Origin of the sequence: Pseudomonas sp. B21-048 (assembly GCF_024748615.1) — a bacterium.
In the GTDB taxonomy this organism is placed as follows: Bacteria; Pseudomonadota; Gammaproteobacteria; order Pseudomonadales; family Pseudomonadaceae; genus Aquipseudomonas.
In genome coordinates this window covers 2,105,283-2,119,552 of sequence record NZ_CP087168.1, presented here as the reverse complement: position 1 = coordinate 2,119,552, position 14,270 = coordinate 2,105,283, and the positions used below count along the sequence as shown (strand labels likewise).

General features: G+C 55.3%; 16 protein-coding genes and 1 tRNA gene. 6 read left to right on the top strand and 11 right to left on the bottom strand.

All coding sequences use genetic code 11. The features are described 5' to 3' along the window. Positions 1 to 67: 67 nt before the first annotated feature. Complete coding sequence (locus LOY56_RS09865; protein ID WP_258621354.1) at positions 68 to 1,138, top strand: sugar phosphate isomerase/epimerase; 1,071 nt, start codon at positions 68 to 70, stop codon at positions 1,136 to 1,138. 51 nt (positions 1,139 to 1,189) lie between these two features. Further along, complete coding sequence (locus LOY56_RS09860) at positions 1,190 to 2,455, top strand: MFS transporter (protein ID WP_258621352.1); 1,266 nt, start codon at positions 1,190 to 1,192, stop codon at positions 2,453 to 2,455. Positions 2,456 to 2,535: 80 nt separating this feature from the next. Here the strand turns inward: LOY56_RS09860 and LOY56_RS09855 are convergent, their stop codons facing one another. Then, complete coding sequence (locus tag LOY56_RS09855; protein ID WP_258621350.1) at positions 2,536 to 3,183, bottom strand: VOC family protein; 648 nt, start codon at positions 3,181 to 3,183, stop codon at positions 2,536 to 2,538. Positions 3,184 to 3,241: 58 nt separating this feature from the next. Next, on the bottom strand, positions 3,242 to 4,480 hold the full coding sequence (gene lysA / locus LOY56_RS09850; RefSeq protein WP_258621348.1) for a diaminopimelate decarboxylase: 1,239 nt from the start codon (positions 4,478 to 4,480) through the stop codon (positions 3,242 to 3,244). Between the two features lie 126 nt (positions 4,481 to 4,606). On the opposite strand from lysA, the gene LOY56_RS09845 reads away from it, so the two are divergent. Next, positions 4,607 to 5,536 (top strand): LysR family transcriptional regulator, encoded by a 930-nt coding sequence (locus tag LOY56_RS09845; protein WP_258621346.1) that lies wholly within the window; start codon positions 4,607 to 4,609, stop codon positions 5,534 to 5,536. A 75-nt stretch (positions 5,537 to 5,611) separates the two neighbouring features. Next, on the top strand, positions 5,612 to 5,794 hold the full coding sequence (locus LOY56_RS09840; RefSeq protein WP_258621344.1) for a hypothetical protein: 183 nt from the start codon (positions 5,612 to 5,614) through the stop codon (positions 5,792 to 5,794). A gap of 130 nt (positions 5,795 to 5,924) precedes the next feature. On the opposite strand, the gene LOY56_RS09835 is transcribed toward LOY56_RS09840, so the two are convergent. From LOY56_RS09835 to LOY56_RS09820, 4 genes are all read right to left on the bottom strand, one after another. Then, positions 5,925 to 6,233 (bottom strand): antibiotic biosynthesis monooxygenase, encoded by a 309-nt coding sequence (locus LOY56_RS09835; RefSeq protein ID WP_258621342.1) that lies wholly within the window; start codon positions 6,231 to 6,233, stop codon positions 5,925 to 5,927. A gap of 44 nt (positions 6,234 to 6,277) precedes the next feature. After that, entirely contained in the window at positions 6,278 to 6,991 is a 714-nt protein-coding gene (locus LOY56_RS09830; RefSeq protein WP_258621340.1) for a YafY family protein, read from the bottom strand. Further along, a complete protein-coding gene (locus tag LOY56_RS09825) occupies positions 6,984 to 7,238 on the bottom strand; it encodes a helix-hairpin-helix domain-containing protein (RefSeq protein ID WP_258621339.1) in 255 nt (84 codons plus the stop codon). The genes LOY56_RS09830 and LOY56_RS09825 overlap by 8 nt, the downstream gene beginning before the upstream one ends. A 227-nt stretch (positions 7,239 to 7,465) precedes the next feature. Next, positions 7,466 to 8,041 carry a hypothetical protein gene (locus LOY56_RS09820; protein WP_258621337.1) on the bottom strand — a complete coding sequence of 192 codons (576 nt, stop codon included), beginning with the start codon at positions 8,039 to 8,041 and terminating at the stop codon, positions 7,466 to 7,468. A gap of 295 nt (positions 8,042 to 8,336) precedes the next feature. Here LOY56_RS09820 and LOY56_RS09815 point away from each other — a divergent pair, with 295 nt between their 5' ends. Beyond that, positions 8,337 to 8,879, top strand: a complete 543-nt coding sequence (locus LOY56_RS09815; protein WP_258621335.1) for a DinB family protein — start codon at positions 8,337 to 8,339, stop codon at positions 8,877 to 8,879. Between the two features lie 419 nt (positions 8,880 to 9,298). Here the strand turns inward: LOY56_RS09815 and LOY56_RS09805 are convergent, their stop codons facing one another. After that, a complete protein-coding gene (locus LOY56_RS09805; protein ID WP_258621334.1) occupies positions 9,299 to 9,781 on the bottom strand; it encodes an Lrp/AsnC family transcriptional regulator in 483 nt (160 codons plus the stop codon). A gap of 145 nt (positions 9,782 to 9,926) precedes the next feature. On the opposite strand from LOY56_RS09805, the gene LOY56_RS09800 reads away from it, so the two are divergent. Continuing rightward, complete coding sequence (locus LOY56_RS09800; RefSeq protein WP_258621332.1) at positions 9,927 to 10,967, top strand: zinc-dependent alcohol dehydrogenase family protein; 1,041 nt, start codon at positions 9,927 to 9,929, stop codon at positions 10,965 to 10,967. A gap of 90 nt (positions 10,968 to 11,057) precedes the next feature. On the opposite strand, the gene LOY56_RS09795 is transcribed toward LOY56_RS09800, so the two are convergent. The 4 genes from LOY56_RS09795 to pheT form a co-directional block, all read right to left on the bottom strand. Beyond that, positions 11,058 to 11,134: transfer RNA gene (locus LOY56_RS09795), tRNA-Pro, on the bottom strand. Positions 11,135 to 11,223: 89 nt separating this feature from the next. Continuing rightward, positions 11,224 to 11,580 carry a MerR family transcriptional regulator gene (locus tag LOY56_RS09790; protein ID WP_003179985.1) on the bottom strand — a complete coding sequence of 119 codons (357 nt, stop codon included), beginning with the start codon at positions 11,578 to 11,580 and terminating at the stop codon, positions 11,224 to 11,226. After that, positions 11,561 to 11,863: an integration host factor subunit alpha gene (gene ihfA, locus LOY56_RS09785; RefSeq protein WP_002553164.1), complete on the bottom strand. Its 303-nt coding sequence runs from the start codon at positions 11,861 to 11,863 to the stop codon at positions 11,561 to 11,563. Before ihfA ends, LOY56_RS09790 begins: the two co-directional genes overlap by 20 nt. Before the next feature lie 3 nt (positions 11,864 to 11,866). Continuing rightward, complete coding sequence (gene pheT / locus LOY56_RS09780; protein WP_258621330.1) at positions 11,867 to 14,245, bottom strand: phenylalanine--tRNA ligase subunit beta; 2,379 nt, start codon at positions 14,243 to 14,245, stop codon at positions 11,867 to 11,869. Positions 14,246 to 14,270 lie beyond the last annotated feature (25 nt).

Below are 14,270 nucleotides of genomic sequence, written 5' to 3'. Positions count from 1 at the left end.
AGAGTTCCTGACTGGCGCGATAAAGGCTGCGCCGGTAGACCCGGCGTCTGAACCAGGAACGACTCGAATGAACAATAAGATCCAAGAGAGATTCAATACCTTGCTCAGCCACAAGGCTGCCGAGGCAGGAACGCCTCCCCTACTGACTGAAGCACTGGCCCGTCAACTGCTCGACCGCCTTGGGCAGATGCGCTTGTTTGCTCATGCCTATCCCTTGCTGACCAACCTCACCCATGGCCGTGTCACGCCGGCCGATCTGCTGGATTTCGCCTATCGCCACGAGTTGCAAGGTCTGAGCCTGCACTTGCTGGACGGCGAGGAAAACAGCCTGAGTCAAATGACACCCGCGCAGTTGCAAGCGTTTGCCGATAAGGCCAATACGCTCGCACTGGATGTGCATCTGGAAATCAGCAGCACGCTGAAAAAAGATGTCGATCAAGTGATCGCCATTGCCAAGGCGCTGGGTGTGCGCAACATCCGCGTTTACTCACGCTACGAGGGCGCGTTGTCGCGGGTCATGGACGTCATCGAATCCGATCTGCATTACCTTGCGCAGCAGGCCGACAAGCACGATCTGTACTTCGACTTCGAGCAGCATGAAGAACTCAAGAGCGGCGAGATCGCGCAACTGCTGAACCGGCTAAACCACCCACGGCTGCATGCCTTGTTCGACTTCGGCAACATGATCAACGCCTGCGAACAGCCACTACCGGCGCTGCGGACCCTGGCGCCGCACATACGCCAGACCCACCTCAAGGGTGTGCGCATCGTCCCCGAGCAAAACGGCTTCGGTCATTACGGCGTGCTGCAGGGCAGCGACGAAGACGATCTGCCAAGCGCCCGCATGCTGTTCGAACTGTTGATGCTCGGCGACTCAACCCCGCAAGTGATCGCCTTCATTCTTGAGCAGGAAAATCACTACATCGCCCCGGCGTTCCGCCAGACCTCTGAGGCTGCCGATCCATTCATTGCGTACCGGGAAATGAGTGACACACCACTCCCGGACGGCTACTCGCTCGAACGCATGCTCGCCGACGAACACCGCTGGGCGAACAACCAGGTCGCCTATGTGCGAGGCCTGCTGGCCGAGTTCCGAACCCTGGCCGAGTTGACCCTGAACAACCGCGAAAACGCCTGAACCTGACGCGACAACCAACACTGCTTACCCGAACACGCCTGGAGAACAATAATGACAACTCGTGACAAGGCCAAATGGCTCAGATTCCTGATTCTCATCCTCGGTGGTGGCACCATCTACAAGCTGTCGAGCCTCAAGGACGCCTTCTATGTGCCCATGCAAGAGTTCATGGGATTAACCCATACCGAAATCGGCTTGCTGTTGAGCGCCAACGCCATTGTCGCCACCGCGCTGTTTGTCGTCGGTGGTCTTCTGGCGGACCGCTACGACACACGCAAACTGATCCCCATCGGTCTGATTGGTACCGGTGGCCTGGGGCTGTATCTGGCGACCTTTCCGCCTTTCAGCAATCTGCTGATCGTGTTCAGCCTGTTGGCCGTCTGTGCCGACTGCTTCTTCTGGCCATCGCTGCTCAAGGCCATCCGCAACCTGGGCGACGACCAGGAACAGGGTCGGTTGTTTGGACTGTTGGAAGGTGGGCGTGGCGTCATTGACACGCTTGTGGCTTTTTCGGCGCTGGGCGTATTCGTCGCCATGGGCTCCGGTGAAACCGGGCTGAAATCGGCAATCCTCTTCTACTCGGTCATCGACATTCTTGCCGGAACCCTGACCTGGTTCCTGCTCAAGGGCGGCAGCGCGCAGTCGACCGACAAGCCGAAGAACGGATTGGCGAATCTGTTCGAAGCCATCAAGGTGCCGGGTATCTGGCTGGTCAGCCTCAACGTGTTCATGGTCTACATCGTCTACTGTGGCCTGACCTATTTCATTCCCTACCTCAAGGAAATGTACGGGCTGCCCGTGGCACTGGTGGGCGCCTACGGCATCATTAATCAGTACTTCCTCAAGATCCTCGGCGGCCCCGCCGGTGGTTTCATTGCCGACAAGCAATTCAAGAGCACCAGCCGCTACCTGAAGTGGGCATTCCTGGCCTTGCTACCGCTGATGGGCGTCATCCTGCTAATCCCGAAAAGCCCAAGTTTTATCTATGCGGGCATGGCAGCCACATTGTCCTTCGCGCTGATTGTGTTTTCCATGCGCGGCGTGTTCTGGGCGCCCATGGGTGAAGTCGGCATCCCTCAACACATCACCGGTTCAGCCTTCGGTATCGGCTGCCTGATCGGCTACGCGCCGGGCATGTTCGCTTACGTCATCTACGGCGCAATCCTCGACCATTTCCCGGGTCAGCAAGGCTACAACTATGTCTTCAGTTTGATGAGCCTGTTGGCCATTCTTGGATTCATGGTGTCCAGTTTGCTGTATAGGACCGTTCAGAATAAATCCACGGTAACCGGTGCGGTTAGCGCGGCGCAAAGCTGAATATTGCCTTGGCAACCAGGGGGGCGTGCGTAATGCCTCTCCCCTTAAATCGAATGGTGGTCTATGAACTTGAGTGCGACTCACGTTCTCGAAAACGGCAGTGTTTTCAAGCCATTTGGCGTTTGAATATGCGCAAGCAGATAGGGTGTTGAAGCATCTTCGAGCGGATGAAGATAAACCGGACCAGAAAAGTTTATGGCCGTCAGAATCGCTTTGATTCTTTCTGGATCCTTATGGAAGACGTCCAATGCCAACAGATGACAGCCTTTGTCTTGGAGTGCACTCGCGGGATGAGGTGCTTGTCCCCATTGAATTATGGTGGGGGCTGATCCTGCCAAGGGAAGTCTTCCGTCCGTAGGTATCGTCATTTGCCAGGACAATATTCCTCGGGTCATAGATTCGACATCACCGACGATATCGTGGCAGGAATCACTGATAGTGTAGATATCATCGGTCCGTGCAACCCATGTCGCCAAGCGCGTCGGCGAGTGGAGAGCAAGTTGATCAAGGCCAAACCAGCGAGGTCGGCCCGGGCGTTTGGCTGATGGGTCCACGGCAATCACTTCCAGGTAGAGCTGGGGGCCAAGGCGAAGCAGCCTGTTATGGGTGCCCATGCGTGGATGGGCACCGCCCGGTTGAAGGTCGACACCTAGCAAGTCAGTGACGAACGCGCTGCCGGTATCGAGGTTCGGCGCCACGATAACAAGGTGATCGATAGTGGTGTTCACCTACTCAGCTCCTTCAAGAGATTTTCATCAACCGATTGTTTCGATCACCGATTGGCCTTTAAAGCCCCAATTCCAAGGCCAGCAAGTCCGACAAGGGTTGCGGGCGTCGAATCAATTTAGCGTGCCCTTGCTCGATCAACACTTCAGGCAACAGTGTGCGGCTGTTGTAATTGGATGACATAGAGGCGCCGTACGCGCCGGTATCGTGCATGATCAGCAAGTCGCCAACCTGCGCTTCAGGTAGCAAACGGGGGGTGACACCCTGTTCATCCTGCGTAAAAATATCGCCGGCTTCGCACAGGGGACCTCCCACTACACTGAGGTGCTCCGCACGATCGACCGGGACACCCAGGGAGTCCAGCAAGGTCATTTGGTGATAGGCGCCATAGAGGGCTGGCCGCATCAGGTCATTGAAGCCGGCATTCACCAGGATGAAGTTTCGGCTACCAACTTTTTTTACCGCGCGGACTTCGGTAACCAAATAGCCTGACTCGGCTACCAGGAATCGACCGGGCTCGATCTCCATCCGTACCGGGTGCGCGAGAAAAGCCTCGATGTCCTGTTTGGCCTGGTGCCATGCGTTCGCATAACGCTGGATATCCACCGGTTCATCCCCCACACGATAAGGCGTGGAAAGCCCCCCGCCGATGGAGAATGCTTCGATATCGTGGTCGAGTGCCCTGACGGCCGAGACCATTGCACAGCCCACTTGCTCAAGGTGCGCGTAATCCACACCTGAACCAATATGCATGTGCAATCCCACGAGTTTCAGCCCGAATTGCCGAATCACGCCGAGCGCTTCCTGAACCTGGTCATGCCAGATTCCATGCTTGCTGTTTTCACCGCCAGTATTGGTCTTGCGGCTGTGACCATGGCCAAACCCCGGGTTGATCCGCAGCCAGACGCGATGGCCCGCAGACGCTTTGCCCAATTGACGGAGCATGTCAATCGAGCCGGTATTGACCTCGATGTTCAGTTCGACGACCCGTCGCAATGTCGCTTCTTCGAACAGATCACAGGTCAGAACAATGCCCGCCGGGTCGCCGGCAGGGCTGTATCCAGCGAGCAGCGCTCGCTCGATTTCACCCAATGATACGGCATCGACCCGCACGCCTTGTTCGCGGATCAAACGGAGAATATGCAGATTGGAGCAGGCTTTTTGCGCGTATCGAATGACATCGAAGCCTTGCAATTGGTCGACGCGAGCCCTGATGGTCTGGGCGTCATAGCACCAGAGCGGGGTGCCGTGCTGTTTCGCCGTTTCGGCTAATTGCTGGAAAGCGGAATGGTTAGGCATGCGGTACTCAATCTGAGGTAAAGAGAGAAACCATCATGCCGATCACCCCGCATTCAATAAAATATCTATTCTTTGTGGGTCGATTCAGTTTTGATATGGGGATTGATCAATTGACGGAGGCCTCGGGTGGGAATTTCCATACGGCATATCGAAGTCTTCCGCGCCATCATGCAGGCGGGAAGCGTCACCGGAGCGGCCCGCTTGCTATTTACTTCCCAGCCGACGGTCAGCCGGGAACTGGCGCGGCTTGAAAGTATCTCTGGCCTTCGGCTGTTTGATCGAGAGGGAGGGAGGATGGTACCGACGGCTCAGGCCATTATGCTGCTCGAAGAGGTTGAACACTCCTACATCGGGTTGGAACGAATCAACAGCGTTGCACAATCAATCCGCCGCTTCGAACATGGCCAACTGAACGTCGCCTGCCTTCCGTTGTTTTCCCAGACGCTGTTGCCCAAGGTCTGCAAGCACTTTCAACAACAGCATAGCGGCATAGGCTTGAGCATTGCGGCACAGGAATCACCCTTACTGGAAGAGTCTCTCAGCGCCCAGCGTTACGACCTCGGATTGACCGAGGGCGAGCATGTACCTCGAGGTACTCAAGGGGAACTGCTCTTTTGTTCCGACATGGTCTGCATTCTGCCAGAGGGTCATCCTCTGCTATCCAGGTCGCGCCTGGTAATGGAAGACTTTCGCGGGGTCGATTTCATCAACTTTTCGGGTCTGGACATCTATCGTCAGACGCTCGATGAACACTTTCGTCAGGCCGGCGTCAATCGGCATACCGTCATCGAAACAACCAACGCTGCATCGGTCTGCGCCATGGTCAGGCAACAGTTGGGGGTGGCGATTATCAACCCGTTGAGCGCAGTAGAGGAGTCAGGCAGAGGATTGGCCATTCGGCCGATCAACGTGTCCATTCCCTATCGCGTTATGTTGATCCGGCCTGATTATCGTCCCTCCTCTAGCTTCATCGACGCCTTTTGCAAGTCATTGAGCGATGAGGCGATGTGTCTCGCCAATACGCTCGACAAGAGATTAGTACGAGTGAAAGAGTGACGTTACCAGCCGTTCACCTTGAAATTTTTGAAGGTTACGACTATCAGTGAGAATCAATCCTTCGAGGGCAATCACATGCCAACGACTGAAGAATCAATCATTGCAGCAGCAAGACTGCGCGCCGCTTACCGGGGAGAAAGCGAGGCGATGGCTGCGGCTTCAGCGCTCGAAGTCCTGGCAGTGTTGAAAAAAACGTTAAAGGGAGACAAATACCAGGAGGCTCTCGAAAGACTGTATCTCGAATATTCAACCTCTTGATCCGACCGAATCGCACTCTGACCCGAGAAGCGAGTGGTGGCGCTGGCACATCGATCTGAGAACGAAGTGACGACCCCGATGCCTGACAGCAAAAGCATCGGTGTCTCTTGCCTGCTCTGACAGTCCGGGGTCAACTCATCTCTGGAACGAGGTGACTCATGAACGTCAGGTTTTCAATAGCGTACATATACTCAGAGAATCTCGGATCTCCATCGTTGAACGCCTTTGCCACTTTTTGTGCGTTCTCAAGACTGTCCCACATTGCCAAGTCCGCGAAGATTCGGTCGTCGCTCATAGGGCAGTAGGCACGGTATTCGATCAAACCAGGAAAGGTCTTTAACGTTTCACGAAGCCCTGCGCGGAGCAAAGGCACTTGCGCAACGCACTCCTGTTTGACCTTGAAAATGGCTAATTCGAGTACATGTGATGAGCGCTGCATAGGGATGACCTACTGTGTGTTAGGGAGTCCCAATTATCAGTGGCTCATACTGACAGCGTAGTGTCAGTAGTGGTGATCGCTTTCCACTGACTTGCCTGGTGCTTCATATACGCTTGGAGATCAAGAGCAGGATTGTCGGGTAATGGTTGTTGGGCAATGGCGATGGAGACTATGCGATCGACCCGAAAATCGCGGTAAGCCACCCTGGCACTGCACCAGCTTCCAACCGTCCACTTTCCTCCCCAGTAGAAAAGGCCAAGGGGGGAAATGACGCGCTGCGAAACCACACCGTCCAAGCTTGTGTAAGTTATCTCCAGCGCCTGAGTGTTTTCGATGGCATTTCGAAGCGTTGCCAGATGGCCCCGCGTCGAGGAAGGTGTTGTTCCAAGTGCCCTGATTTTTGCCGCGTTGGGGTCAACCTTGTGATGGACTATGGACGCTGAGATTTTGCTCAACAACATCCTCGCCGCAGCACTTAGATCGTTATCGGCGGAAGCTGAAAGCATTTCCATTCCGAGCATCAATGCATCCAGCTCGAGCCTGTTCAACGTTAAAGGCGGCATCTCAAAATCGGCATCCAAGGCATACCCCACGCCAGCGGTCCCATAGATCGGGATTCCACTGAAGGAAAGGTCGTCGATGTATCGATAGATTGAGCGAACGGAAACGCCAATTCGGCTAGCCAGTCGTTCAGCAGAGATTGGCTGATGGACACGAATCAGATTGACCAATTGAAATAAGCGATCAGCTTTACGCACCAGATGTGCTCAACCGAGAGTCCTTTGCAAACTCAATGGCCGCGGCAATGGCGGCCCGAGCTTGGGGGCTATTCTTCCAGCAAGTCGATCCCACTGCTGCCGATGCCTGGGCCAGGATGTCACAAGCATTCGCTTTGCCGAGCACAGCTAGCGAGTCAATGCCCATCTGCTCAAGGCGAGCGATAACGGCCGGCCCTACGCCCTTTAGGGCCAGCAAGGCATTATGTTCCGTCAGTGGAAATGGCATCCGTAAACTCCTGTTATCGGCCAATGAAGCAACCGGAGTTTGCCCGACGGAAGAAGGCATCTCAATAGATGGACTCCATCCAAGCGTAGGCATCAGGAAGGGGGGGCGGCAGACGCCTACGAAATTCGGGCATAGGCATCACAACCTTCCTGCGTTTTACATGGCCTCTTGCGCTAATCGCCGCTCGACGACGAGTGCTCGAGTTCAACATCCGGCATAACCAGGCTTCACTGGCTGCCGGTTCGTGACCATTCATCCTCCTTGGCGCCTGCTGCATTGGCGACTATCAGCGCCACGACACAAGCGAGCAACGAGAACACGGCAAAAGCCCCCATCACATGCAAGTAGGGCAGCACGTTGTTCCACGCTCGAGCGACCCCCAGGAAAGCGGCAAATAACCAGCCGCTCATAGAGAGAGCCCCCAAGAGAGCGAGGCGAATGCGGCCGGAGGTGCGTAACAAGACAAAGGGAGCCTCCTGCAGCAGCGGAAAACCGATCCGATGCAGCAAAGCGCCGTTGAGGCTAAGCAACGCGACAATACTCATCTTGGCCCACAGCTTTTGATTGAGCAGATACGCACTCCCCTCATAGAGGTAACCCTGGAGCACCAGCAGCAAGCCGCTTCCCCAAAGAGCCAATAGCGCGAGCGTGACAATTTTTTGAGTCTCGTCGAGATATTCACGCTGTGTCTGGTTCAACACATCCTTGCGCCAGCTCCATAGCTTTTGATCAGCCTGTAATACCCTCCCCAGGGCAATACAGGTAGCAATCAGATGACCGTACACGAGTAGCATTTTGAGCATTACCTTGACCTTGTTTTTATATGGGCAATGCACTCCCTCGCACCCTTGATTCGAAACTAAATGATACAGATTCATATTTGTATCAACAAGTTACACGTTCAACCATCCATCCGGAAGCGCCCGCTCTCGCGGACTCCGTAGCACGGCACTTGCCGAGCCGACGACGCTGTCTTTACTAAAATCCAGGCCCGTCCAGGCTTTATACTGCCCACCAGAACACCAAAGCCCAGCACTAGACTGGGCTTTGGATGAGCGAGGGTCGCTTATCAAAATTCCCACTCAAAGGACGAACACGATGAACCGCACTGGCCATATCTGTCTGATGGCGACCTATAACGAGTGGATGAGCGCCAAGGTCTATGAAGCCGCCAGGGGTTTGTCCGATGAAGAGCTCTCGGCAGATAGGAACGCTTTTTTCGGCTCTATTCTCGGGACTCTGAACCACTTGGCGGCCGGAGATACGATCTGGCTGAAGCGATTCGCCCAGCACCCAACAAACCACTTGGCACTGGAGCCGGTGAGGCAGCTTCCTGATCCGAAAAGCCTCGATCAATTGTTATTCTCTAATTTTCGAGAGCTCTCAAAGTATCGAGAATGGCTCGATCGAATAATCATCCAATGGGCGCAATCCATTACGGAGTCTGATCTGGATGGCCCCCTCAATTATGCAAACATGAAGGGTGTAGTCTTCGATAAGGATTTTTACAGCCTGATCATGCATTTCTTTAACCATCAAACTCATCATCGTGGCCAAGTTACAACTCTGCTTTCGCAGGCGGGTGTCGACGTAGGCGATACGGATCTAGTTCTTTTGATTCCATCCGAGTCCGGTACGTAGCAAAAAACCAGGGCCCTGCCGAAAGCTTGATCAAAGGGCCTGACAGCAAGATGGGTCAGTGGCGAGTTCATGACGGTAAATCAATGGCACTCTTACGCAACGCCTCCACCTACAGCGTAAATGCCGGAGACTGCTGACGCCGGCCAGGATAATAAAGATGATATCCCGCAAAAAAGGGGCACCATTCATCCAGCACCTGGTCATGGCGTTGGGATGATAAGGCAGGTTTTCATCCAGCAGTCGCATGTCCCGCCGCCAGCGAACCCTACAACCGCACGTCGATACACTGCACTTGCGCCAGAATTTCCCGTTCGCGCAAAGCCTCGACAAACAAAGCCCCCGGCACGCATCGGGCCTGCTCCTCGCTACTGATCGGTAGCTGTATCAGGAGCCGGAGTCAAGCTGATGATCTTGGCGCCTCAAATACTCAAGAGTTCGGTCACGGGCAGTCGATTGGTGGTCTTCATCTCACGCAGGGAGAGATTCGAGCGAATACTTGAAACGCCAGGGAGCTTCCTCAGCACTTTTTCGACAAAGCGGCTATAGCTGTCCAAGTCTCGTGCAATTACCTCAAGTAAAAAGTCCGCCTCACCCGTTGTATTGTGGCAACTCAGTACCTGTGGGGCCGATTGAATAATCTTTTCAAACTTTGCTGTGGCTTCTTCGCTGTGATCAGTGCAAGAGATCTGAACAAAGGCCATTACGCCTAGCCCTAATTTCTTTCGATCAAGAATAGCTTGGTATCCCTCAATAACTCCGCATTCTTCAAGATGTCTCTGCTTACGCCAACAGGACGCCTCGCTGAGGGAAAGCTGCTCAGCGAGCTTGACGTTCGACAGCTTCCCGTCTCGCTGCAGCCGATCCAATATTGCAATATCTATCTTATCCAACCGACCAATCATGAAATAATTCTGCACATTATAGTTAATTTATGAAGATTAATTTCAGTTCTTGCATTCTGTCAATTGCAACCTGAAAGGTAATTTCAACGTGTTCATTCATAATGGAAATAACTGAATCGCGCTCATTCAAACATAGGTAATTTTAATGAAAGCAGTAGTCTACGAAGCCTTTTCCAAGCCACCGCGTCTGATGACCGTGGCAGATCCGACCCCGACACGTCATGGTGTTGTTATTCAGGTTCTTGGCACAGGTGTGTGCCGCAGCGACTGGCACGGCTGGAAAGGCCATGATCCGGACATTGAACTGCCACATGTACCTGGTCATGAGTTTGCGGGCATCGTGGCCGAGGTGGGCAAGGACGTCACTCGGTGGAAGGTCGGCGACCGCGTGACCGTGCCGTTCGTGGGTGGGTGTGGCGCTTGTGCAGAGTGCAACAGCGGCAATCAGCAGGTTTGCAACACGCAGTTCCAACCTGGTTTCACTCATTGGGGTTCTTTTGCCGAATACGTCGGCATACATCAGGCCGACCTGAACCTGGTCGCCATTCCTGAGAGCATGGACTTTGCTACCGCTGCAAGCCTGGGTTGTCGCTTCGCCACCTCGTTCCGTGCAGTCGTTGACCAAGGCAAAGTCAGCGCCGGTCAGTGGGTAGCGGTTCACGGTTGCGGAGGCGTAGGCCTGTCTGCAGTGATGATCGCCCAGGCCCTCGGCGCGAATGTCATAGCCATCGATATTTCGCAGGAAAAACTCGAACTGGCACGCTCGCTCGGTGCCGTCGCCACCGTGAATGCCCACCGCGTGGCAGACGTCACCGAAGCCGTACTGGAAATCTCCCGGGGTGGCGCCCACGTATCGCTGGATGCATTGGGCCATCCAACTACTTGTTTTAACTCCATCAACAACCTGCGCCGTCGCGGCAAACACGTCCAGGTGGGTCTGATGCTCGCCGAGCACGCCACGCCGGCGATCCCAATGAGCAAGGTCATTGCGTACGAACTTGAGATCTACGGTAGCCACGGCATGCAAGCGCATCGCTATGACGCCATGATCGAGATGATCACCTCCGGCAAGCTGGCGCCAGAAAAACTCGTGGGTAAAACCATCAGCCTGGAGCAGTCCATCGACGCGTTGATGAATATGGATCGGTTCGAGACGACAGGTGTAACCGTCGTAACGGAGTTTTAAACCATAACACCCTAGGCCGCGGGTTTTGCGCAGGCACAAAAAAGCCGATCTATCTGATCGGCTTAAGTGTCTGATTTTACTCAGTAAATATGGTCGGGACGGAGTGATTCGAACACTCGACCCCTAGCACCCCATGCTAGTGCGCTACCGGACTGCGCTACGCCCCGACTAGGCGTTGACTCTGTCCCTCATCTCGAGGAACGCTCAAGAATATATCGCAAGCTTTTGAAAACTGGAAGTATTTAAAAGCAGGAATTTATTTCTTGAGCACTACCAGAACATCTTCCAGCTCGGCGATCATCTGGCGGATCATTTGTTTGTATTGGGTGGTGTCGTCTTTGGCTTCATCGCCAGACAAACGCAAGCGTGCGCCGCCGATGGTAAACCCCTGATCGTAAAGAAGCGCGCGAATCTGCCGGATCATCAGCACGTCCTGGCGCTGATAATACCGGCGGTTTCCGCGGCGTTTGACGGGGTTGAGTTGAGGAAACTCCTGCTCCCAGTAGCGCAGCACGTGCGGTTTTACGGCACATAGCTCGCTGACTTCACCAATGGTGAAGTAGCGTTTGCCCGGGATGACGGGTAGTTCGTCGTTATGACTTGGTTCCAGCATAAGCCTCAACTCGGGCCTTCAACTTCTGCCCTGGACGAAAGGTGACCACACGGCGAGCCGTGATCGGGATTTCTTCTCCCGTTTTCGGATTGCGGCCAGGCCGCTGGCGTTTGTCCCGAAGGTCGAAATTGCCAAAACCGGACAATTTGACTTGTTCGTTGTCTTCAAGAGCGTGCCTGATTTCTTCAAAAAACAGTTCGACCAATTCCTTGGCCTCCCGCTTGTTCAGGCCCAGCTCTTCATACAGACGTTCCGCCATCTCAGCTTTCGTCAAAGCCCCCATACGTCACTTCCTTAACGTGGCGTTCAACCTTTGTTCGAGCGAGGTGAGGATGTTTTGCGTCGTGGTATTCACCTCATCGTCATTAAGAGTGCGCGATGGATGCTGCCAGGTCAAGCCGACTGCGAGGCTTTTTCTATCAGGATCAATGCCTTTACCCTGATACACGTCAAAGAGCCTGAGGTCTGTCAGCCATTCACCTGCATTTTCACGGATTACGTCCAGTACAGCCGTAGCTGCAACGTCTTTATCCGCAATCAGTGCCAAGTCACGACGCACTTCAGGAAAGCGCGATAACTCCTGGAATTTAGGCATTTTGCCCGCAGCCACTTCGGCCAGAACCAACTCGAAAACAAAGACCGGACGATCGAGACCGAGGGTTTTCGACAACTCAGGGTGGATCGCACCGACGAAACCGACCAAGCGACCATCACGCTCAATGCGCGCGGTTTGACCCGGATGCAATGCGGGGTGTTTACCCGGCACGAACGTGAACGAGTCCAGTGCACCGGCGAAGCCCAATACCGCTTCCACATCGGCTTTGACGTCGAAGAAATCCACGACATCGCGACCTTGTGCCCAGCCTTCCGGTAGACGGCTGCCACACACCACACCCGCCAGCATTGGCTCTTGCTTCAGCCCTTCCAGCTGACCGACGAAACGCAGGCCGCTTTCAAACAGACGGACACGATCCTGTTGACGGTTCAGGTTGTGCTGAAGCGCCTTGACCAGACCAGGCCACAGGGACGAACGCATGGCCGCCATGTCGTTGGAAATCGGGTTGGCCAGCAGCAGCGGCTCGACACCCGGATTAAACAACTCGAACTGTTTCGGATCGATGAAGCTGTAAGTGATCGCTTCCTGATAACCACGAGCCACCAGCAGACGACGCAGTTCAGGCAGATCGCTGCGCGCTTCGGCCTTGGCTTGCGGCGCCAGACGGGCTTGCGGGTAGCGAACCGGCAGACGGTTGTATCCGTACAGACGGGCCAGCTCTTCGATCAGGTCGACTTCCAGGCTGATATCGAAACGGAAGCTTGGCACTTCAACGCGCCACTGCCCTGCCCCATCGGCGGAAATGGTCAGACCCAAAGCGCTGAGTAGACGCTCGACTTCGGCCGAATCCATCTCCATGCCCAGCATTTGGGTGATGCGCTGAGCACGCAAGGTGATCGGCGCGATCGATGGCAGATGCTGCTCGCTGACGGTTTCGATGATCGGACCCGCTTCGCCGCCGGTGATCTCAAGCAGCAGGCCAGTGGCACGCTCCATGGCTTCACGGGCCAGTTGCCAATCCACGCCACGCTCGTAGCGGTGCGAGGCATCGGTGTGCAGGCCGTAGGAACGAGCCTTGCCAGCGACGGCAATCTGATCGAAGAACGCGCTTTCCAGGAATACATCGCGCGTGGTCGCGGACACACCACTGTGCTCGCCACCCATGACGCCGGCAATGGCCAGCGCGCGAGCGTGGTCGGCGATCACCAGCGTATCGCTACGCAGGCTGACTTCCTGACCGTCGAGCAGTACCAGTTTCTCGCCTTCTTCGGCCATGCGTACGCGGATACCGCCTTTGATTTCGGCGAGATCGAACGCGTGCAGCGGTTGACCCAGTTCCAGCATCACGTAGTTGGTGATGTCGACGGCAGCGTCGATGCTGCGCACGTCGGCACGACGCAGACGCTCGACCATCCACAACGGCGTAGGCTTGGACAGGTCAACGTTACGGATCACACGACCCAGGTAACGCGGGCACGCGGCTGGCGCGAGGACTTCAACCGAACGCACTTCGTCGTGCACAGCGGGAACGCTGGCAACGACCGGACGCGTGACTTGGGCGGCGTACAGCGCACCGACTTCGCGGGCCAGACCGGCCAGGGACAGGCAATCACCGCGGTTCGGGGTCAGGTCGACCTCGATGCTGGCGTCGTCCAGGCTCAGGTACTCACGAATGTCCTGACCGACTGGCGCATCGGCCGGCAATTCCATCAGGCCATCGTTGCCTTCGCCGATTTGCAGCTCGGCCTGGGAGCACAGCATGCCGTTGGATTCAACGCCACGCAGCTTGGCTTTCTTGATTTTGAAGTCGCCCGGCAGTTCGGCACCGATCATGGCAAACGGGATCTTCAGGCCCGGACGCACGTTTGGCGCGCCGCACACTACCTGGAAAGTCTCCGAGCCACTGCTGACCTGGCAAACGCGCAACTTATCGGCGTCCGGGTGTTGCTCGGTGCTTAGCACCTCGCCCACCACCACACCACTGAATTCACCGGCGGCCGGCGTAACGCTATCGACCTCAAGACCGGCCATCGACAGACGAGCAACCAGCTCGTCGCGACTTACCTGCGGGCTTACCCAGCCACGCAGCCATTGTTCACTGAATTTCATCCTGCTCTCCTAAGAATTCGTTACG

Excerpts from the sequence above, each read along its gene's own strand:
- LOY56_RS09865 (WP_258621354.1), top strand. The coding sequence starts at position 68 with ATGAACAATAAGATCCAAGAGAGATTCAATACCTTGCTCAGCCACAAG.
- LOY56_RS09860 (WP_258621352.1), top strand. The coding sequence starts at position 1,190 with ATGACAACTCGTGACAAGGCCAAATGGCTCAGATTCCTGATTCTCATC.
- lysA (WP_258621348.1), bottom strand. The coding sequence starts at position 4,480 with ATGCCTAACCATTCCGCTTTCCAGCAATTAGCCGAAACGGCGAAACAG.
- LOY56_RS09840 (WP_258621344.1), top strand. The coding sequence starts at position 5,612 with ATGCCAACGACTGAAGAATCAATCATTGCAGCAGCAAGACTGCGCGCC.
- LOY56_RS09835 (WP_258621342.1), bottom strand. The coding sequence starts at position 6,233 with ATGCAGCGCTCATCACATGTACTCGAATTAGCCATTTTCAAGGTCAAA.
- LOY56_RS09825 (WP_258621339.1), bottom strand. The coding sequence starts at position 7,238 with ATGCCATTTCCACTGACGGAACATAATGCCTTGCTGGCCCTAAAGGGC.
- LOY56_RS09820 (WP_258621337.1), bottom strand. The coding sequence starts at position 8,041 with ATGCTCAAAATGCTACTCGTGTACGGTCATCTGATTGCTACCTGTATT.
- LOY56_RS09815 (WP_258621335.1), top strand. The coding sequence starts at position 8,337 with ATGAACCGCACTGGCCATATCTGTCTGATGGCGACCTATAACGAGTGG.
- LOY56_RS09805 (WP_258621334.1), bottom strand. The coding sequence starts at position 9,781 with ATGATTGGTCGGTTGGATAAGATAGATATTGCAATATTGGATCGGCTG.
- LOY56_RS09800 (WP_258621332.1), top strand. The coding sequence starts at position 9,927 with ATGAAAGCAGTAGTCTACGAAGCCTTTTCCAAGCCACCGCGTCTGATG.
- LOY56_RS09790 (WP_003179985.1), bottom strand. The coding sequence starts at position 11,580 with ATGCTGGAACCAAGTCATAACGACGAACTACCCGTCATCCCGGGCAAA.
- ihfA (WP_002553164.1), bottom strand. The coding sequence starts at position 11,863 with ATGGGGGCTTTGACGAAAGCTGAGATGGCGGAACGTCTGTATGAAGAG.
- pheT (WP_258621330.1), bottom strand. The coding sequence starts at position 14,245 with ATGAAATTCAGTGAACAATGGCTGCGTGGCTGGGTAAGCCCGCAGGTA.